This is a genomic window from Algoriphagus chordae (genome assembly GCF_003254055.1).
Lineage (GTDB): Bacteria > Bacteroidota > Bacteroidia > Cytophagales > Cyclobacteriaceae > Algoriphagus > Algoriphagus chordae.
In genome coordinates, this window is the sequence record NZ_QKZT01000007.1 from 69,315 (window position 1) to 89,184 (window position 19,870).

Sequence of the window (19,870 nt, forward strand, 5' to 3'; positions counted from 1 at the left end):
AGAGTCTCATAAAACTAAAAAAGAAGAGATGATTTAATATTAATTTTAACGCTCAACTCGATAAGTAACTATAATCCTGCGGATAAAGATTAAAAATCACATCTTTACTGTAATATTTATAGGTTTGAGGAGGAGCAAATCTCGGGAATTTCCTCTTAATACTTTCTAATGAAATTTTTGACTTAAGTCTTTTTGCACTATTAATCACAATGCCTACAGCCCTAGAAGATTCAGAATAATAATCAAAAAATCTTGTCTCATCAATTCCAAGCACCTCTGAATGACTGTTCCAAATCTCCTTTGGAGTAGACCTGATTACTTTTTCAATTTGGCACACTCCTACAATGGCCATTTCCGGAGATGTACTGTAGACAATCATTAAATCACCTGGTTCAACATGTGGAGAAACTTTACGTAATTCAATTTTTTTAGTACCATCAAAGATCTTCTCTACAAATTCAGGCTTAATCGAAACTAAAATTAACTTACTCATTATTTGTGATTTACTCCCAATTTATATATTTCAAGGAAAATTTGATTAGACACTTCTAAAGGACCAGTAAATGAATTTCTTTTACGACCATTCGTAAATAAAATATCATTTACTTGACTAAAGGGAACTGCATACTTAAAGACCTCAGTATCACTAAACTTAAGAGCTTTAATTATAGTCTTAGGGCTGTGCTTAGCAAGCTGGAAAATATTTTTCCATTCATAAATACCATAATGTTTAAAAAGACGAAATAGTTCTTTTGCCTCTCCTATTTGTGATTCGTCTAAGTATGAGCAGGCAACTATTGAGCTTGTCCTAATACTGTATTTGTCCGAAGAGCTACTTGAATACCAAAGTATCCGGGAAGGATTTTTTTCAGAAACAGGTTTTACATTTCTATAATAAACATTTTCCCGATTCCATACGACTGAGGCTTTTGCCCCAAATATTGAATCATTTGCTGCATAATAATCAAATAGTTGACTAGCCCAAAATGGTTTAATAGGGATAATATATGTCGGAATGTCAACATCAGAAAATTTCAAAGGCCATAATTTTCTTTCTAGACTTATTAAAAATTCGTCTGAATTAGAAATGTCAGATAGCCTTCTCTTAATACTCTTTTCATCATAATGATCAGACACATAACCGAAATCAAATAACTGAGAGCTTCTAATAATTGCTCTAATTGCTAATTTAGACCACTCCCCATCTTTCAATAGGAATCCCATATTTTCAAGAGTTTCTTGGTCATTAGTTGCGATGAAACCATCATAAATCACTATAAGGTTTCTTTTTTTAATGACAGCATAATTAATTAATTCAGAGACAATTTGTTTAAAAAGTGTACTTGACAATTTTGACTTAGTCGTTCTTAGCAATGGTATTAACAATCTATCTGGTGATAACTCGCTTATCCAGACGCCAAGAATTACCCTATTATTGTCCCTAATAACCCTTGTTCGACAGTCCTTAATATTTACTGAAGCTAAGGTGAATATACTCCTCAATTCATGTTTTTTCTCGGAGTTGTTTTTGTCAAATAAAGTATCTACTAAATCATCAATCTCGCCAGATTTCAAAAAACCATTTTCATAATTAACTCCTGCAATTCTTGTTGACTGGTAATTTGATTTATTGTTGTCTTCATCAATTCTTAAAATTATATCAATTGGCCTAAGTATTTGAATTCCAAACAACTTATTTACTTCAGAGTCAGCGACTAGTATTTTCTCATCTGTTGTGACAAAATAATTAATTTCCCCAGCAATGCACTCAGCAAGCTGTCTTTTATCTGATAAGTCATTTTCAGAACTACCAGAAATAATAGGATGAAGCTTTTCCAAGATTATATCTCGCAAATCTGGATCAAATTTAGCCTCATAAAAATTAGATAAAAAAGCTCTCGTTTCTCTAGCACGCTGATCATTTTTATCTCTTTTAATTTCATTATAAATTTCTGGAGCATAGAAAAAATCAATTTCAGAAATTAACCAGTCATCAAGTAAGAAATTAGTTCCACTTATTTCATCCTTCCTATCATTTCTTAATTTAATTAAAATGTTAGCATCTAAGAGTGCTTTTTGCTTACTAGAATTAGAATGGGACAGGGAAAAAAGATCATGATTACCAAAGTCATACCACCATTTAAATAAGTAATTCTCTTTTAAACTACGGCTCCTAACCTTGTCCATAGCCTTGAACCCATACTTTTCCCAAAGTGATGTAGCTTCTATGTAATCACATCTGCAACTTAGGGCTATGCCTTTTAGAGAAAATCGAAATTTATTTTTTAATGAGTTTAATAACTCTTTTGCGACCCCAGTGCCTCTCGCCTCATCAGCTATACATAATTGTATTATTCGAACATAGCTTTTACTACTTGTAATGGAAAAAAGTATATACCCTAGAAGAATTCTCTCTTGATGTGCACAAATGAGAAACCCTTTGCGTGCATGGTCTACATATGCTCCTTCGGGGAAATGTCCAAGAGTCTTACTGTTCTTAGTCCCTAATTCAACAACTTGCTTTAAAATTTCCCCATTTTCTTTAACGACTTCTATTTCCATCAAAATCTCCCTTTTCACATCACATTACTAAAAATTATTTACTACTTGTAAAAATCAAGTGTAAGCTGCTGATTATCGGTATTCTCATTATAAAGCGTTACCACTCTTTGATAAGCTTCTTTTTGAATCTTGGTAAAACGTTGAGCAAGCTTAACGGCTTCATTCATTTTATCCTCCTTCCATTTACTTTTTTGAAATGATTTAAGATTTAAAAACACTACGAATAAAGCTCCTTGGGCAGCAGAAAGTAAATTACTTATGGCTACACCAGAATCACCTCTAGCAGATTTAAATCCATTGTCAAAAATTCTGAATGCATACTCCATCAACACCAACGATGTTTCACAAATTTCAATAGGTATATCAGTAGCCTCCCTGAGTCTATCTAGTGCTAGTTTTGCATTCTCGCTCTTTTCAGGAGTGTTTTCTTTTGCTGTATCTCTCAAACGTCTATGATATGAAACCTTGTGAAACACCTGAATATCAGCATTAAATAATTCCGTAAATTTTGGTTTTGATCTAGTATTCAATTCATTAAGTATAAATTCGAATTGACTTGCATGTTCACTATATTGCTCTCTACCTAGCGATAATGTGACAACTGTTTTCATCAACTCAACTGCTATTAACCCAGAAAGTGCAGATGCACTGCCTGATCCAGGAATATGGCTTCCTTGACCAAAAGCATCTAGCAAATCATTGGTTGGTAGCGAGAGGTAGTCCTTATTTCCTGCCCCTTCCATCTCGATTAAGGAGCTACTTAATTCATTCATTTTTGAAGCTTTATTGTTTCTTTGAAATATACGACTAAACTCGTTTTGTTATTCTTTAACTATATTTAGTTATAAATTACAAATATACTTCTATACATTTATTCCAAGATCTCCATTTATCTTTGCACTACCATACCCTATACAGGGTATATTTAATCAAAAACTGACCATTTCTGTCGTTTAAAGACAAAAAAACCGAAGCTCCTTCGAGTTTTGGTCTGTATTTAAGAATTATCTTCTTAGATCGTATGAGATTTTTTTTCACACTTATACCTCACCTCACCCTTCCCTTAATCCACTCCAACACCACTTCCATAGCTTTCGGCGAAAAAGTCTGCTCAATCTCAGCATACTCACTTGGCGCGCCAGTCTCGGCTTCTTGAAATAGGTGATTCAGCCCAGGTAATTCCATCGTAGTCACGTTCGTATTACCTCCCTTTTCCAAGGCTGCTTTTATTGCTTCCAAGTTCTCCTTTGGCGGGACTTGGAGGTCTTTTTCTCCATTAATCGCCAAGACTGGACAGCTTACTTTTTCCAAGGCAGGAGCAGGATCGTATTTGATGAAATACTGCATCCAAGGACTGGTAAGCTGTTCTACCTGTGCATTGACAAATTCTTCCTCACTCATTCCTTCAGGAATATTTTCCGCGGGAATATTTCTAAAAACCTGAGTCATGTAGTTTGTGATTTCACCTTTCAGTTCTGCTTCACCCTGATCTTTTAGCATGATTTCAAAAGTTTTCTTACTGATCATATCATTCTCAGCCAGTTGGTTGGGGCTCATCCCAGAAGCTTCTCCTATCAATGCCTGTTGCGCAAGAAGTAGCTTATCCCCTCGAATTCCTGTGCCAGCAAGCAACACGATAAAGTCAATATCATCTGAATTCCCAGCTACCATCGGCGCGATAATTCCTCCTTCGCTATGACCTATCAGACCAATTTTACTTTTGTCAATCTCAGGCCTAGCCTGCAAATACTGCACAGCCGAAGCTACATCTGTCGCAAAGTCAACTGAAGTTGCATTGCTAAAATCACCTGTAGAAGCCGCTGTCCCTCGATCATCAAAGCGTAATACGGCAATCCCATTTTTGGTCAGGTAATCTGACAAGACCAGGAACGGCTTATGTCCCATCAACTCTTCATCACGATTCTGCGCACCAGATCCCGAGATCAGCACCACGGCTGGAAAGCTCCCTGTCTGCTCAGGCAAAGTCAATGTACCAGCAAGCAATATCTCCCCCTGGATATTTTCAAAAACAACTTCTTCAGAGCGATACGGGAAAGGTTTCTTTGGCTCCTGAGGTCTTTTTGAAAGTGGATTTTCGATCTCCTCCCTCGAGAGATTCATTGGAAAAGATTGGCCAGCTTGCGTGAAAACCCCGATAATGATATTATCATCTCCCAGCGTTCCCTCGTAGTTGATATTCGCGTTGGTAATGGAGATTTTCAGGTTGCCATTTTCAAAACTGGTCGAAGTCACCGGTATTCCAAAAGCGCCCTGGTCCGGGCTGTCCATGGTCGCGCTATAGCCACTTTCAGTTTTCTTCACATTGAAAACCAATCGGAGTTGAACAGTCTGAACTTTCAGCGCACCATTCCATTGTCCAGTGATGTCTTGGGCGAATGATGAAACTGAAAAGAGACAAGCAATAAGAAGTAGTGGCAGAGTTTTCATATGAAATGGGTAGACTGAAACTTTAAGAATGACTAAAGAAAAGTAAAAGAAACTGTTTGCCAAAATAGGCTCATGAATACTAGATTGATTGTAATACAGCTTAGACGAAATAATTGCTAGTTGAAAAATTTCTAACTGTGGCAAATAGCGGATAAGCACATGTCGTCTTAGCCCCGAATGGAGAGAAACTATTAACTGACTCGTCCTAAAAAATTTTACATTTTTATAGTAATTAAGAAATCATTAAACAAAGTCTCGCCCCGTTCGGGGCTCTAAAAATCTACCTTATTCTCTTACCCCGCACTGCGTACGGCGTCATGAATCGTCGCGCTCCTTCGGAGCTAGGCTAATAGCTAAGATGAAGTAGCCAATTTATCTAAGTCTTCGAAAACAGCTTCTATTTCCCTTGCAAACAAAGACAACAATTGTCTCCTTCATTCTAATTCCCTATTTTCCATTCTACAATTAACAACCTCACCCAAACCCAACCTCAGTGCTGACACTTTTTAGTTTCCTAGCCTTCACAGGCTTTGTAGCCATCTATTCCACCTGGATGCTACGCAAGCAAAATCTTGCTACTCAAGACGGATATTTCCTAGGCGGACGTAGCCTGACGGGCGTAGTGATCGCAGGGTCCATGCTGCTGACCAATATTTCCACGGAACACTTGGTGGGAATGAACGGTTCGGCTTATAAAAACGGTGCAATCATAATCGCTTGGGAGGTCACTTCCGCTATCGCTCTGGTAATCGGTGCGTTGTATTTTATCCCCAAATACCTAAGAATGGGACTAACCACCATTCCTGAGTTTTTGGAGAAAAGGTTTGATAAAATGACGCAGGCGCTGATTTCCCTGCTACTTATCATCTCTTTTGTAGTGACTCTTTTGCCAATCGTACTTTACACTGGCGCAATAAATATTGAGTCAATTTTCGGGATTTCGGAAACGCTGGGAATCACTCAAGCAGAAGGAATTTGGCTTACTGTCGTCGTCGTGGGAGTAATCGGAGCTGTTTACGCGATTTTTGGAGGACTGAAAATGGTGGCTTATACAGATACGATTAATGGTTTTGGTTTGCTGATCGCGGGTTTGCTTGTTCCTATTTTTGCCCTTTGGGATATCGGAGATGGGAATATCATAGAAGGTCTGACAAAGGTATTTAATAACGCGCCAGAGAAATTCAATGTAATCAGCAAAGAACCTTCCATCGGGCCGGGATCACGGGATTCTATTCTACCTTTTAGCGTACTTTTCACAGGCTTGATCATCAATCAACTTTACTTTTGGACCATGCACCAATCCATCGTGCAGCGAGCTTTGGGAGCGGTAAGTCTGAAGGAAGCTCAAAAGGGTCTGTTGTTTACTGGGGTTTTGAAAATCTTGATTCCTCTGGTGATCGTGTTACCGGGAATTATTGGTTTTTATTATTTCGGAGATACGCTTTTTGATGCTCAGGATAGCGTATACCCTGAGCTAGTCAAGCGGGTACTTCCACCATGGATGACAGGTTTCTTTGTAGCGGTGATCATGGGAGCGATTTTGAGCACCTTCAATAGTGCTCTGAATAGTGCAGCAACCATTTTCAGCTTGGATATTTTCAAAGTCTATATCAAAAAATCAGCTAAAGAAGGTCAACTCGTGCGAGTAGGAAAGTGGGTTTCTGCAATTTTGGCTGTAGTATCTATTCTCGTTGCACCTTTCGTGGCCAATGCGCCAGCAGGACTTTATCAGCTTTTGCAACAGCTCAATGGCATCTTCTTTATCCCTATGGCAACGGTGATTATAGCCGGATTCTTTTTCCCAAAAGTATCTGCTAGTGGAGCCAAAGCAGGATTGGTTTTCGGACTAGCATTCTACATTCTCATGGATTTGGTTCTCCAAGTCAACATTCATTTTGTTCACATCTGGGGCATTGAGTTTGTCCTCAATCTGATCGTAATGCATCTGGTATCGGCAAAGTATCCAGTTGCGATTCCTTTCGTAATGGAGGATTCAGGAAAATTGAGCATTGTTCCCTGGAAACATGCCAAAACACTGGGCTGGATTTTGATTGCAATCACAGTAATTATTTATGTAATTTTAGGGTCAATTGCTTAATACTATGGAAACTACAGAAAAGGAATTCAGAAATTATAATCACGCTGACATAAAGGCTGCCGTGAAGGAGCATTACCGAAAAATGCGCCTATATCAGACCTATGATTACGTGCAAGAAATGAAGGCTAAGTATCTCACCTTTGACAAGCCAATGTCACTTTGGGATGCGATGGAAAAGCTGAATGCGCTAATCGATGTGAGTGATCCAGATCTTGATTTGCCAAATGTGCAGCACCTAATTCAGTCGGCTGAAGCTTTGCGTCAGGACAATCGCCCAGACTGGATGCAGTTGGTTGGTTTGATTCACGATCTCGGCAAAGTCATGTATTTATTCGGATCTGATGAAGACGGCACAAGTCAAGCTGAGCAATGGGGATTGGTTGGAGATGTATTTGTCGTAGGGGCAAAATTGCCTGACACCTGCGTCTATCCTGAATTCAATGAGTTGAATCCTGACATGAAAGATCCACGCTACAACACAGAATTGGGGATTTATGAAAAAGGCTGTGGTTTGGACAACCTTCAGCTGGCCTGGGGACATGATGAGTACTTTTACCAAGTCTTAAAAAATCATCCAGAAAACACAATTCCTGAGGCAGGCATGGTGATGGTTCGCTATCACTCTTTTTATCCTTGGCACAATGGTGGAAGTTATTCGCAATTTGAAGCTCCACATGATGCACAGTACAAGGATTGGATCCTGGATTTCAATCGATATGATTTGTACACCAAGTCTCCAAAAATCTATGATCTGGAAGATGTGAAGGATTATTACTTGCCGATTGCTGAGAAGTACCTGGGAAAAGGACCGATTAACTGGTAGAAAACTCTTAGTCTGTTGTGCTATTACAGTTCTCCCCAAAGAGCTGGATGTAAGTCTGCCGATTTAGTTACTCTGATAATAATCTAACTTCTCTTTAGCCTCCATAAAACCAGTCAATAAGGCTTTCTCCCAAGAAGTACATGCTTCTGTAATTTGCCTTCTGAACTCCTGTATAAGGCCCTGATTGTAAAGTGCTACACCATAATCAGCTTTTATCTTGAGGGATTCTGCGATGTCTGCCGATGCGAGCTCCCACTCTTCCAAGGATATATATGCTGTAGATCGATGCCCGAAGGCATTAGGAATTGATGGGTTTATTTGAATAGCCAAGCTTAGATCTTCAATTGCTTCATCCAATTGCCCCAATTTGATTTTTGTGATACCTCGTTCATTCAGCGCATTATAATTCTTAGGCTCTATGGCCAACACCTGATCCAATACTATCAGAGATCCTTCATGCTCTTTTAAGCGGTTTTTTAAAGATGCTATCCACAACCTGCTATTGATTTCAGTAGGATCTAAATTTGAAGCTTGCGTAAAACTCTCTAGAGCTACCTCATACTTTTGGAGATGGTTTTCAAGGATGCCCTTCGTCATCCAATTAGTCACTCTTTCCGAGTTTAGAGCTATCGCTTTATTCAATAACCCTAATGCTTCCTCATATTCCTTAGTGTCGATCAATAAGGTTGCTTTCTGCAAGAAATATTGATCATTCTCAGGTGCTAGTTCTATCGATTGAGTTATATCAGAGAGCGCCTGAGGAAAGCTAGCCAGCCCTCTAAAGGCCAGTGAACGATTGTACCAGAAATAACTCTGAGCAGGATTTTGTTTGATCGCTTTCGAAAAACAATCTAAGGCTTGATCATGCCTCTTGGTTTTCAAATACAGCAGACCGAGTTGATTCATTACATTTTCATCAAAAGGTCTAATAGCCAAGGTCTTCTCAAATGCTTTGATGGAAGCAGTCAATTCATTAGTAATTTCTAGGAGAGCGCCGAGTACTATCAAAAAATTGAAATTCTCAGCATTAATCGAAAGCGCATTATTTATAGCTTGGAGCGCTTCTTTGAAATTGGATTCCTGCTTATAATGTCTTGCCAGTATATACCAATCTATAGATGAATAGCTCGAAGTCCTTTTGACTATTTTTACCCTTGACGCATATTTTTTCAGTTGTACTTTCTCGACCTCAGCATCTACAGGCACCTGAAGTATCTGAGCGATCCTATCCCGATATCTAAAAGATTTTAATGTCCAAAATATTCCGTTGATTTTGTTAGCCAATTCACTCCGTCCTTCTGGGCTCGATAAAAAAGTGCTGTAGATATTTCTTTCGTTCGGAAAGACCAACAAAGCCGCTTGTCCTGTACTGAGTTTTTGTCCCCAATTCATTAGCCAAGCCTCAGGAGGTTTGTTTATTTTATTGAGCTTTCTATTGATAGACCTTAGTATTGGTACTCCTTTATCAAGAGTATCATAGAGTTTGGCTCTGCGTACTGGGTTTTTGGCTCGCTTCAGCAACATGACAATGCTAAAGCCAAAAGAACTCATCAATATGGTGAACACAAGTGGCAACAGAATTCCTGCAAGTAGCACGAAACCCAAAAAGCTAAACAGCTCAAAATTATCCACATAGAGCTTTCTATCGACTGCAATCAGCAATACAATAGTCAGCATAACCCACACTTTTAAACGCTTTTTTCTCCAAAATTCTTTTCTGACAGTTTTCAATCTAATGAAATACCCATCCAGTTCATCTAGGTAATCCATCGCTTCGTTTTGCTTTTGAACCAAAGCAGCTGGAAAAACGGATTTCTCTAAAAAGACCAAGTATTCCAAAGCTGGCCCCACCAGATAGATTAGAATCTTATTGAAATCGAATTTTTGACTTTCCTCATTTATTTGCTTTGCAATAGATGAAGGTTCATTTTCTATGGGATCAAGACTAAAAAATGGCAAGACATGCTCCTTAAAAAGCCCCCAACTGAGTAGTGTCGGTCGAATGATCAATGCCTGAGCACTTAGCTGCCCAGGTACAAATATCAGGAAGGAAACCAAAATAATAGGATCATGCAACTGCTCTGGAATATCAATCCGCAGCAATGAAAAAACATGTGAGGTGAGCCAGTTCCAAGGAATACAGATAATATGAATCACCTTTCCTAACCAAAGCAAGATCGCGAGTAGCTCTTGGCTGAAGTCTGCCACTAATAACTTGATATCATCCCAAGAGTTGAGATTTTTTAGACCATTCAAAATCCCGTAGCCTATACTTATATTCCCTGCTCCACCGAGGATTTTCCCTATTTTGCCCCTAAAAGTTCTTTTTTTATTCTTCATCCAAAAATCTTGACTTAACCAGTTCACCTGGTCATTCACATAGAATAAATCCAATATCCTGAAATCCTTCTACTTAGCCAATCTCTTTTTGCAAGAATTTGGATTCTCATCAGCACAATGCGCACATTTCCTTCTTCATTGCCCTCCCATCAATTCTATTTTAGAGAAAATTGACCTGCTCACATAATCTGTAATAAGCCTATGCCAAGCAATATTATTTCTCTTATTATCAAACAGTTAAAATTAAAACCCGTAATAAACACTTTTGAGGGTTATGCCTTCGAAAACCGTCAGCATCTTAATCTCCGTCAGTTATCTCAAAGATTTGCTGAAACCAAACTATTTCTGAACCTTAGGACTTCTATACTTAGAATAAACCCAAATATCTATATGTTAAACTTCACACAAAACGAAAATCAACGAATGATTGCTCAGATGATTCGTGATTTTGGAGCCAAAGAGATCAGCCCTTTTCGCAAAGATTGGGATGACAGGCAATTTTTCCCCATTGACTTATTCAAGAAACTCGGTGAACTCGGGCTGATGGGAGTTTTGATCCCTACCGAATACGGAGGATCAGGATTCGGCTACAATGAATATGTCACGGCTATCGTAGAGCTTTCGAAGCTTGACCCTTCCGTAGGACTTTCTATGGCAGCACACAATTCACTATGCTGTGGTCACATCATGGCTTTTGGCTCTGAGGAGCAAAAAAAGAAATATTTACCCAAACTCGCTACATGCGAATGGCTTGGGGCTTGGGGACTAACAGAACCGAATACAGGTTCGGATTCAGGGAATATGCGTACAGTAGCCAAAAAAGAAGGTGAATACTGGATCATTAATGGCGCTAAAAACTTTATCACGCATGGCGTTTCCGGAGATGTGGCTGTTGTGATTGCCCGAACTGGAGAGATCGGGGATTCTCATGGAATGACTGCGTTCATTGTGGAGCGAGGTACTGCGGGATTCGAAGGTGGAAGAAAAGAGGATAAGTTAGGAATGCGTGCTTCCGAAACTGCTGAAATGATTTTTACGGATTGCAAAATTCACGAAAGTCAGGTGATAGGAGAAGTCGGCAATGGCTTCATACAATCTATGAAAGTCCTAGATGGCGGTAGAATTTCTATTGCAGCACTAGGGCAAGGAATCGCTGAAGGGGCCTTAGAAGCTTCCATTCAGTACTCTAAAGAAAGACATCAGTTCAATAAACCAATCAGCTCATTTCAGGGAATTTCCTTCAAACTTGCAGACATGGCTACTCAGGTAGAAGCCTCCAGTCTATTGATATTCAAAGCTGCTGATCTTAAAAACCGTGGAGAAAAAGTGACTCTGGCAGGAGCTCAAGCAAAGTATTTCTCTTCTGAAGTTGCTGTTTCCGTATCAAATGAAGCGGTACAGATCTTTGGTGGCTATGGCTTTACAAAAGACTATCCGGTGGAAAAATTCTATCGTGATTCCAAGCTTTGTACGATTGGCGAAGGAACATCTGAAATTCAAAAGATGGTAATTGCCCGTGAGATATTGAAATAATTTCAAAATACTGAAAAATGATAAAAGCCTGAGATCTGTAAGAATTTCAGGCTTTTGTGTTGGAAGTGTATTCAGTGATCGTAATCACCAAATATACGTATATTTGGTGATTACGATCACTAAACTTACAAGCTTGTCCTTAAGAGATAAAATTAAGCTCCCGCCACCAAATACAATCCTGCAGCCAAAGCGGCTCCCACAAATGGCCCTAGAATAGGAACCCAGGCATAGCCCCAATCTGAACTTCCTTTATCCTTGATCGGCAGAATTGAGTGCATTATTCTCGGACCAAAATCACGTGCTGGGTTAATGGCATAACCTGTTGTTCCTCCTAGAGAAAGACCAATTACCCATACTAAAAACGCAACAGGAATTGCTCCCAGAGAACCCATTCCTATGGGCGTATTGGCACCATCGCCTATTTCGACTCCATCATTATAAAGGATGACTAAAATCAACACAAATGTACCGACTAGCTCTGAGAAGAAATTCAAAGGTAGATTTCGAATAGCTGGAGAAGTAGCAAAAGGAGCAGCCTTCAAGCCAGCATCATTTGAAGCATCGTAGTGATCTTTATAGAACAACCAAGCTATTCCCACACCAATCATAGCTCCAAGAACCTGAGCGATAATATATCCTGGAGCCAAAGCCCATTCGAATTGCCCCGTCAAAGCTAAACCTAAGGTCACCGCAGGATTCAAGTGTGCCCCACTATAAGGACCAGCTACAACTACGCCTACGAACACACCCAATGCCCATCCTGTACTAATTGCCATTATGCCACCACCATTTCCTTTGGTTTGCGGCAAAAGCATGTTGGCAACTACTCCAGAACCCAATAACAATAAAAGTCCTGTTCCAATTAATTCCGCTAGATATACATTCATTATTCTATCCAGTTTTTAGAGCGCTCTACTGCTTTGTGCCAAAAATGTATCAACTTTTCTCTTTCTTCCTTCTCCATTCGTGGTGTAAAGCTTTTATCAGCATTCCACAGTGCATTGATTTCTTCCTGGTCTTTCCAAAACCCAACTGCCAAACCTGCCAAGAATGCTGCTCCAATTGCAGTCGTTTCGATAATCTCCGGACGCTTGATTTCGCAACTCAAGAGATCTGCCTGAAACTGCATTAAGAAATTATTTGCAGTGGCTCCACCGTCCACACGAAGCTCGCGAATAGGCTTCCCTGCATCTTTCTCCATGGCTTTGAGCACATCGTAAACCTGGTAGGCGATAGCTTCAAGAGCCGCCCTCGCCATATGTGATTTCTCCGTTCCTCTAGTGATTCCGAAAAAAGCGCCACGTGCATTTTGATCCCAGTGTGGCGCTCCTAAACCTGAAAGAGCAGGCACAAAGTAAACCCCATCATTACCATCAATACTATCAGCCAAATGCTCACTTTCTCGCGCGTGTTTGAAAAGCTCCAATCCATCTCTCAACCACTGTACCGCTGCTCCGCCAATGAAGACCGAACCTTCCAAGGCATAATTGATTTCGTCTCCGATTTTCCAGGCGACTGTGGTAAGCAATTGGTTTTTGGATCGTACTGCTTCTTTCCCAGTATTCATCACCAGAAAACATCCCGTTCCATAGGTAGTCTTTGCCATCCCTGGCTCAGTGCACATCTGTCCAAATAATGCAGCCTGCTGATCTCCAGCAATCCCTGCGATAGGGATTTTCACGCTGAGCACATCTCCCGCAGTCTCACAATATACTTCAGAGCATGATTTCACCTCTGGTAAAAGTGAAGCTGGAATACCAAATAAATCCAACAATTCCTGATCCCATTCTTGGGTATGGATATTGAAAAGCATGGTACGGCTAGCATTGGTAATGTCTGTGATATGAGTCTTACCAGCTGTAAGTTTCCACACCAGCCAAGAATCCACCGTTCCAAAAGCAAGTTCTCCAGCTTCAGCACGCGCTCTCAGACCTTTTACATTTTCGAGAATCCAGCGGATTTTAGTGGCAGAGAAATAAGCATCGATGATCAAACCTGTTTTGGAAACTACCATTTCGGCATGACCTTGATCCTTGAGTTCATTGCAATATTCCGCAGTTCTTCTATCCTGCCAAACAATAGCATTATAAACTGCTTTGCCTGTTTTTCTATCCCAGACAATAGTCGTCTCGCGTTGATTAGTAATCCCAATCGCAGCTATTTGATCGGCTCGAATACTTTTGCTGACCAGAGATTCGATCATTACTGTAGACTGGGAAGTCCAGATTTCACTTGGATCATGCTCCACCCATCCTGGTTTGGGGAAGAATTGCTTAAAATCCTTTTGGGCGATAGATACAATCTTGCCTTTTTTGTCAAAAAGAATGGCTCTGGAACTGGTAGTTCCTTGATCCAAGGCCATTAAATACGTTTTATGCTCGGTCATTAGGGTTTATTTTTTTATCAAATATTTGGAAGCTGTATTGTTAAACTCAGCCAATTCTGATGCGATCCATTCCTCATCTTTTCCAAGTTCTTTGGCCATCAATTCTGCCACTTTGGGTGCGGTATCAATGGCAGCTTGGGCATCTAGGAAAAGCATGCGAATCCTTCTCGCCAACACATCTTCTACTTTCACCGCCATCTCCTCTCGTACTGCCCAGACTACTTCTGCTGCTATATTTGGAAAATCAGGATGCAGCTGTGCCTCCCAAGCTTTCTTCTCTTTTACCAAATCTTGGATAGGTTTGGCATCGAAACCATAAATACCCCAGTGCCCTTTTGGGACTCTGGAGGTGGCTCCATGGATTTTCATGTCCAAGGATTTACTTGCTTTCAGCTTTTCGCCAGTGACTTTGGTAAAATACTCTACGGTATCCTCTCCCATCTTCCGGAAAGTCGTCCACTTGCCGCCAGTCAAAGTCACTAGGCCAGATTCTGACAAAATCACTTTATGAGAACGTGAAATCTCTTTGGTTTTTGTACTTCCTTCCTTGGGTCTTGCAAGTGGTCTTAGACCTGCAAAAACTGACTTTACATCAGCCCTAGTTGGAATTCTTGCCAAATATCCCGCGGCAGTTTCCAGCACAAAATCTATTTCCTTTTGCAGTGCTTCTGGTTCTAGTTTGGGTTTTTCACGCAGGGTATCGGTAGTTCCTACTACCAATCTCCCATGCCATGGAACAGCAAATAACACCCTTCCATCCCGTGTTTTTGGGATCATCAAGGCATCTTTCCCTCCTAAAAAATCAATGTCCAACACCAAATGAATTCCTTGGCTTGGTTGTATCATTTTCGTGGCTTCAGGATTATCCATTTTCAGGATTTTATCTGCGAAAACTCCGGTAGCATTCACCACCATTTTGGCCTTCACCTCGTATCTTTTTCTGGAAAGTTTATCCGAAACATTCAAACCGCTGATCTTGCCAGCTTCATCTTTCACCAAACTATTTACACTGACGTAATTCAACACGCAGGTGCCTGCCTCGTCTGCGGATTGCGCTAGATTCAGCGCTAGTCTAGCATCGTCAAACTGTCCATCATGATAGACTACTCCTCCGTAAAGCCCGTCGGCTTTCAGACCAGGCAAACGCTTGAGGGTTTCTTTTTTGGAGATAAACTCGGATTTCCCCAAACTCAAGCGACCTGCCATCCAGTCATACATTTTCAAGCCTACGCTGTACATCATGCGATCTTTCCAAGAGAAAATAGGAATGATAAAAGGCTGATCATGGGCAAGATGTGGCGCATTTTGCAATAATTTCCCTCGCTCTTTAAGCGCTTCGAACACTAGTCCTACGTCTCCTTGGGCTAGATATCTCACTCCTCCATGGACGAGCTTGGTGCTTCGGCTGGAGGTGCCTTTGGCAAAATCAGATTTATCAAATAAAATCACAGACAAGCCTCTTGAAATGGCATCTAAGGCAACTCCTAAGCCTGAGGAGCCTCCACCTATCACGGCAATATCCCAAATTTTACTTGTGTTTTGAAGCTGGCTTAAGTTCTCTTCTCTATTCATAGACTATAAAATACCGTTTTAAGGTAGGGAAAAAATTGGGAAAGAGCAGAATGAGCAAACAATGGAAGTAAGCAATCTGCAATAAATCAAAATTCCTTATAGGTTTGCCGATTCACCGAGGAAGTTCCATCTTCATTCAGCGTCACCACATAGATAAAATTGTATTCTGAATCACTGAGATCAGCATACTTCTCACCTTCACCTACAAAATAATTAGCAACTTGCCCAACAGTATTGCTGTGGCCGACCACCAATGCATTTCCATCAGTCTCTTTTAGTTTTTCAACAAGTTCGTCATGATTTCGCGGGTCATAGCTTTCGATCTCAACCCCAGCTGCGCTAGCTGTGGCTGCGGCAGTCAAGCGCGTTCTCTTGTAATCCGTGCTATAGACATGCTTTATATCCTTATCCGCTAGGATCTGTGAAAGCTTCACCGCTCGGGCATTTCCTGCTACCGAAAGTTCGGGGTCATTCCCCGTCAGCTGTTTCTCAGCATGGCGAACGATGTAGATGGTTTTCGGCTCTTGAGAAGTAGAACATGCTGCAAATAATGAGGCAACTAAAAAGAGTAAAATATATTTCATTCCAAAAGTTAATCAATTTTGAAAATGAATTATAAATAAGCATAGAAAACAAAAGCCCTATGATGTAATGGGAAATAACCGCTGTTCCTTCTCTGCGAAAATCATTGCGGACTTCGCGGTTATAACAAAAAAACCTTCGAGATTTTTGAAATCTCAAAGGTTAAATTCTTATCCGCTGAACGAATTATCCAAATGCTGGTCTTTCGTTTTGATGCTTTCATATTCTAGGAACTGCTCCCAGAATTCCTCCTCTGGCACGGCGGCTCTTAGGTAAAGCTTCTCTTTTTTGATCGGGTGAACAAATATCAAATTAAATGCATGCAGATTGATGCTTGCATCTGGATTTGGCTTTGCGAAGCCATACTTGATATCTCCACGAATCGGGCAACCCATAGACGCCAACTGGACGCGAATCTGGTGAGGACGACCTGAAATAGGACGAACTTCGATCAGCCAGTGGTCATTCATAAAACCGAGTGTCTTGTAATTCAACTCTGCTTTTTGAGATCCTGGCACTTCACGATCATGTGCCGTCACCACATTTTTCTGTTCGTCTTTGACTAGATAATGCGTCAGTTTCCCACTTTCCTCCCTTGGCTTTCTCTTTACGAGTGCCCAGTAAACTTTATGGATCTCTCGCTTACGGAAAATCTCCATCATGCGCTCCAGCCCTTTAGAAGTACGGGCAAAAGCTACTAATCCACTTACTGGCCTATCCAGTCTATGAATAGGGTGTAAAAAAACAGCTCCCGGTTTATCATATTTTTTGGCAATGTACTCCTTGAGGTAATCCGTAAGAGTTTTGTCTCCCGTCTTATCTCCCTGCACCAATACGCCCGCAGCTTTATTTACTATCAAAAGGTGGTTGTCTTCGTAGACAACGCTATATGGTTTCTTTTTCATCTGTTTTTAATTGTACTTCAATTGTCAGATGGAATCTCACAGCGCATTTAAGCATTTCTCTTTATCACTTAAAGAATATTGCTCGATTTCATAATCTCTGACAAAGGTAAGGATTTCGAAGGAGTTGAATAATTGAATTTTCATAAGCTTCGCAAAAGATATTTTAGAGCTATTTCTTAGAAGCATTATCCAATATTTTCACTAGTACTATAGGGAAATTATCTATTTGTCACCAGACAACCTAACAATAGGTAACTAGCAAAGCATCTCCTACTAACTAACCACTTTCATGGCTTGAACCCAGTTTTGTACTAGTTGCAGCCCATACTGTGTCAAGTGCGCTTCCGGATGATATTGAATCCCAAGAATTGGTAAACTAGTGTGTGCAATCCCCATTACTTCTCCAGACTCAGTCTCCAAAATCACTTCGAGTCCTTCAGGTAAATTGGCTAATTGTAAGGAATGGTAACGGGTTACTTTAAAAGATTCAGGTATGCTTTCCGTGAATGGATGGGCTTTAGTCTTTCTGACTTGATGCACTTTTCCATGAGTAGGAACGGCATTCTTTTTCAGGCTAGCTCCAAAAAATTCGCCGATAGCCTGATGCCCAAGACAAACTCCCAGCACCGGGACTTTGTCATGATAGTAGGCCAATATTTTATTGAGATTCCCTGCTTGAGATGGCACTCCTGGTCCAGGAGACAAGACCAAGCCATCAAACTCCATCATTTTGATTTCCTCAACTGAAACATCATTGCGAAGCACGATTAAATCTTCCCCGGTCTGTCTCAGCAAATCAGCCAACATATGACTGAAAGAATCAAAATTATCAATCAGTAGCAGCATCTTTGATGTCTTCCACGATTCCTTCCAACTTCTTCAAACTCTCTTCTATACTTGGGAAAAATGGCTCTACAGCAGCTACAATTCCTGGAGCTATAGGTTCGATGAAATAAAGCATCTCAGAATCTTTAGTCCATTTCTCAGTCATCTCCAGCTTAAAAAGACCTGCTTGCCAAAAGAACAGACTGATAAAAAACGCCGCTTTCACCACACCAAAAACAGCCCCTACTATCGCATCTAATGGCCCAAGTAGTATCATATTCATCACCTGCTTCAGTATCCATCCTGCAACTTTGATAAATAGTAAAGTGAGGACAAAAACGACTATAAATCCAAGAATGGGAAAGCCAAGATTGAATTCTGTGACATTCTCTGCCAACCAATCATTCATTGGTGACATAAAATAAATTCCCAGGATAATTGCAATCACAAAACCAAATAGGCCTAGAACACCCAGAAGAAAACCCGAACGGTATCCTTCGTAAGCTCCTAGGCCAAGAATGATCACTATGATGATATCTATGATATTCACCTTAGCTGTTCAGTATGGCTTTCACTTTCTCCGAAATCACTTTACCATCAGCCTTTCCTGCCAATTGCTTACTCGCAACTCCCATTACCTTACCCATATCTTTTGGACTTGAAGCGCCTGTCTGAGCGATGATTTCTTGGATTGCTGCCGTGATCTCCTCATCGGTCATTGCCGCCGGAAGAAACTCTTGAAGAATCTCTAATTCAGCCATTTCCACTTCTAATAGGTCTTCACGACCCTGCGTTTTGTATATCTCTGCAGAATCTTTACGTTGCTTAGCTGCTTTGGTCAACAACTTCAACTCATCCTCCTCCGAAATTTCAGCTTTCGCTCCGCTTTTCGTTTCTTCCAAAAGAATCAGCGATTTGATAGATCTCAAAGCTCCCAAACGGGTCTTGTCTCTGGCGATCATTGCTGATTTTATTTCACTTTCTATTTTCTGCTTTAAACTCATTAGTCCTAAGTTTGTGTTACACTTCTAATAATACTGACAAAAATACCTTTTTCGACTCGGATATGACCAAGCTAAGCGTAAATATTAACAAGATCGCCACCCTTCGCAACGCCCGCGGAGCGGATAATCCAAATGTAGTCAAAGTAGCTCTGGACGCAGAGCGCTTTGGTTCTCAAGGCATTACCGTGCATCCTAGACCGGATGAGCGCCACATTCGTTACCAAGATGTAATCGATTTGGCTAAGGTAGTCACCACTGAATTCAATATCGAAGGTTATCCTGATAAGCGCTTTATGGAAATGGTTCGCTTGATTAAACCTGCTCAAGCTACACTTGTCCCGGATCCACCGACGGCAATTACTTCAAATAATGGTTGGGATACGATTGCAAATCAAAGCATGTTGAAGGACATCGTCGCCGAACTTCATGAGTCTGGCGTACGGGTTTCGATTTTCATCAATCCAGAAACCAAATACTTCGAACCTGCAAAACTCACCGGCACGGATCGCGTAGAGCTTTACACCGAGCCTTATGCTGTCAATTATCACAAAGACCGAGATGCAGCGGTGAAGCCGTACATAGAAGTGGCCGAATTGGCTCGGGAATTGGGAATGGGACTAAACGCCGGACATGACCTAGACCTACAGAACTTAGCCTTTTTGAAACAAAGCATTCCACACCTAGATGAGGTCTCCATTGGCCATGCGCTAGTTTGTGACGCGCTGTATTATGGCTTGGAAAATACGATTCAGATGTATAGAAGAAAACTAGAGTAAATATTGTCCAATGTTT

Annotated in this window: 17 protein-coding genes; 4 read left to right on the plus strand and 13 right to left on the minus strand. The window is 40.6% G+C overall.

The window, feature by feature from the left end; all coding sequences use genetic code 11:
• Positions 1-52 precede the first annotated feature (52 nt).
• From LV85_RS09215 to LV85_RS09230, 4 genes are all read right to left on the minus strand, one after another.
• Positions 53-493 carry an ASCH domain-containing protein gene (locus tag LV85_RS09215; RefSeq protein ID WP_111318608.1) on the minus strand — a complete coding sequence of 147 codons (441 nt, stop codon included), beginning with the start codon at positions 491-493 and terminating at the stop codon, positions 53-55.
• On the minus strand, positions 493-2,580 hold the full coding sequence (locus LV85_RS09220) for a GNAT family N-acetyltransferase (RefSeq protein WP_158531164.1): 2,088 nt from the start codon (positions 2,578-2,580) through the stop codon (positions 493-495). The genes LV85_RS09215 and LV85_RS09220 overlap by 1 nt, the downstream gene beginning before the upstream one ends.
• 23 nt (positions 2,581-2,603) lie before the next feature.
• Complete coding sequence (locus LV85_RS09225) at positions 2,604-3,335, minus strand: cyclodeaminase/cyclohydrolase family protein (protein WP_111318612.1); 732 nt, start codon at positions 3,333-3,335, stop codon at positions 2,604-2,606.
• Between the two features lie 274 nt (positions 3,336-3,609).
• Positions 3,610-5,010 (minus strand): alpha/beta hydrolase family protein, encoded by a 1,401-nt coding sequence (locus LV85_RS09230; protein ID WP_111318614.1) that lies wholly within the window; start codon positions 5,008-5,010, stop codon positions 3,610-3,612.
• Between the two features lie 493 nt (positions 5,011-5,503).
• Between LV85_RS09230 and LV85_RS09235 the strand changes: the two genes are divergently transcribed.
• Positions 5,504-7,108, plus strand: a complete 1,605-nt coding sequence (locus tag LV85_RS09235) for a solute:sodium symporter family transporter (protein WP_111318616.1) — start codon at positions 5,504-5,506, stop codon at positions 7,106-7,108.
• Positions 7,109-7,112: 4 nt separating this feature from the next.
• A complete protein-coding gene (locus tag LV85_RS09240; protein ID WP_111318618.1) occupies positions 7,113-7,931 on the plus strand; it encodes an inositol oxygenase family protein in 819 nt (272 codons plus the stop codon).
• A 63-nt stretch (positions 7,932-7,994) separates the two neighbouring features.
• On the opposite strand, the gene LV85_RS09245 is transcribed toward LV85_RS09240, so the two are convergent.
• Positions 7,995-10,271, minus strand: a complete 2,277-nt coding sequence (locus LV85_RS09245) for a tetratricopeptide repeat protein (protein WP_146260460.1) — start codon at positions 10,269-10,271, stop codon at positions 7,995-7,997.
• 390 nt (positions 10,272-10,661) lie between these two features.
• Between LV85_RS09245 and LV85_RS09250 the strand changes: the two genes are divergently transcribed.
• The gene (locus tag LV85_RS09250) at positions 10,662-11,804 is read left to right on the plus strand and encodes an acyl-CoA dehydrogenase family protein (protein WP_111318933.1); all 1,143 of its coding nucleotides are present in this window, start codon (positions 10,662-10,664) and stop codon (positions 11,802-11,804) included.
• 152 nt (positions 11,805-11,956) lie between these two features.
• On the opposite strand, the gene LV85_RS09255 is transcribed toward LV85_RS09250, so the two are convergent.
• From LV85_RS09255 to LV85_RS09290, 8 genes are all read right to left on the minus strand, one after another.
• Entirely contained in the window at positions 11,957-12,691 is a 735-nt protein-coding gene (locus LV85_RS09255) for an MIP/aquaporin family protein (protein ID WP_111318622.1), read from the minus strand.
• Positions 12,691-14,190 carry a glycerol kinase GlpK gene (glpK, locus tag LV85_RS09260; RefSeq protein WP_111318624.1) on the minus strand — a complete coding sequence of 500 codons (1,500 nt, stop codon included), beginning with the start codon at positions 14,188-14,190 and terminating at the stop codon, positions 12,691-12,693. Before glpK ends, LV85_RS09255 begins: the two co-directional genes overlap by 1 nt.
• 6 nt (positions 14,191-14,196) lie before the next feature.
• Complete coding sequence (locus tag LV85_RS09265) at positions 14,197-15,762, minus strand: glycerol-3-phosphate dehydrogenase/oxidase (protein WP_111318626.1); 1,566 nt, start codon at positions 15,760-15,762, stop codon at positions 14,197-14,199.
• A gap of 86 nt (positions 15,763-15,848) precedes the next feature.
• The gene (locus LV85_RS09270) at positions 15,849-16,346 is read right to left on the minus strand and encodes a SixA phosphatase family protein (RefSeq protein WP_111318628.1); all 498 of its coding nucleotides are present in this window, start codon (positions 16,344-16,346) and stop codon (positions 15,849-15,851) included.
• 168 nt (positions 16,347-16,514) lie between these two features.
• Entirely contained in the window at positions 16,515-17,249 is a 735-nt protein-coding gene (locus tag LV85_RS09275; protein WP_111318630.1) for an RluA family pseudouridine synthase, read from the minus strand.
• A gap of 273 nt (positions 17,250-17,522) precedes the next feature.
• Positions 17,523-18,095: an anthranilate synthase component II gene (locus LV85_RS09280; RefSeq protein WP_111318632.1), complete on the minus strand. Its 573-nt coding sequence runs from the start codon at positions 18,093-18,095 to the stop codon at positions 17,523-17,525.
• Positions 18,079-18,624 carry a CvpA family protein gene (locus tag LV85_RS09285; protein ID WP_111318634.1) on the minus strand — a complete coding sequence of 182 codons (546 nt, stop codon included), beginning with the start codon at positions 18,622-18,624 and terminating at the stop codon, positions 18,079-18,081. The genes LV85_RS09280 and LV85_RS09285 overlap by 17 nt, the downstream gene beginning before the upstream one ends.
• 1 nt (position 18,625) lies before the next feature.
• Positions 18,626-19,078, minus strand: coding sequence for a GatB/YqeY domain-containing protein (locus LV85_RS09290; protein WP_111318636.1), 453 nt, complete (start codon positions 19,076-19,078; stop codon positions 18,626-18,628).
• Positions 19,079-19,140: 62 nt separating this feature from the next.
• Between LV85_RS09290 and LV85_RS09295 the strand changes: the two genes are divergently transcribed.
• Positions 19,141-19,854 carry a pyridoxine 5'-phosphate synthase gene (locus tag LV85_RS09295; protein ID WP_111318638.1) on the plus strand — a complete coding sequence of 238 codons (714 nt, stop codon included), beginning with the start codon at positions 19,141-19,143 and terminating at the stop codon, positions 19,852-19,854.
• The last annotated feature ends 16 nt before the right edge of the window (positions 19,855-19,870 follow it).

Excerpts from the sequence above, each read along its gene's own strand:
- LV85_RS09215 (WP_111318608.1), bottom strand. The coding sequence starts at position 493 with ATGAGTAAGTTAATTTTAGTTTCGATTAAGCCTGAATTTGTAGAGAAG.
- LV85_RS09225 (WP_111318612.1), bottom strand. The coding sequence starts at position 3,335 with ATGAATGAATTAAGTAGCTCCTTAATCGAGATGGAAGGGGCAGGAAAT.
- LV85_RS09230 (WP_111318614.1), bottom strand. The coding sequence starts at position 5,010 with ATGAAAACTCTGCCACTACTTCTTATTGCTTGTCTCTTTTCAGTTTCA.
- LV85_RS09240 (WP_111318618.1), top strand. The coding sequence starts at position 7,113 with ATGGAAACTACAGAAAAGGAATTCAGAAATTATAATCACGCTGACATA.
- LV85_RS09245 (WP_146260460.1), bottom strand. The coding sequence starts at position 10,271 with ATGAAGAATAAAAAAAGAACTTTTAGGGGCAAAATAGGGAAAATCCTC.
- LV85_RS09250 (WP_111318933.1), top strand. The coding sequence starts at position 10,662 with ATGTTAAACTTCACACAAAACGAAAATCAACGAATGATTGCTCAGATG.
- LV85_RS09255 (WP_111318622.1), bottom strand. The coding sequence starts at position 12,691 with ATGAATGTATATCTAGCGGAATTAATTGGAACAGGACTTTTATTGTTA.
- glpK (WP_111318624.1), bottom strand. The coding sequence starts at position 14,190 with ATGACCGAGCATAAAACGTATTTAATGGCCTTGGATCAAGGAACTACC.
- LV85_RS09265 (WP_111318626.1), bottom strand. The coding sequence starts at position 15,762 with ATGAATAGAGAAGAGAACTTAAGCCAGCTTCAAAACACAAGTAAAATT.
- LV85_RS09270 (WP_111318628.1), bottom strand. The coding sequence starts at position 16,346 with ATGAAATATATTTTACTCTTTTTAGTTGCCTCATTATTTGCAGCATGT.
- LV85_RS09275 (WP_111318630.1), bottom strand. The coding sequence starts at position 17,249 with ATGAAAAAGAAACCATATAGCGTTGTCTACGAAGACAACCACCTTTTG.
- LV85_RS09280 (WP_111318632.1), bottom strand. The coding sequence starts at position 18,095 with ATGCTGCTACTGATTGATAATTTTGATTCTTTCAGTCATATGTTGGCT.
- LV85_RS09290 (WP_111318636.1), bottom strand. The coding sequence starts at position 19,078 with ATGAGTTTAAAGCAGAAAATAGAAAGTGAAATAAAATCAGCAATGATC.
- LV85_RS09295 (WP_111318638.1), top strand. The coding sequence starts at position 19,141 with ATGACCAAGCTAAGCGTAAATATTAACAAGATCGCCACCCTTCGCAAC.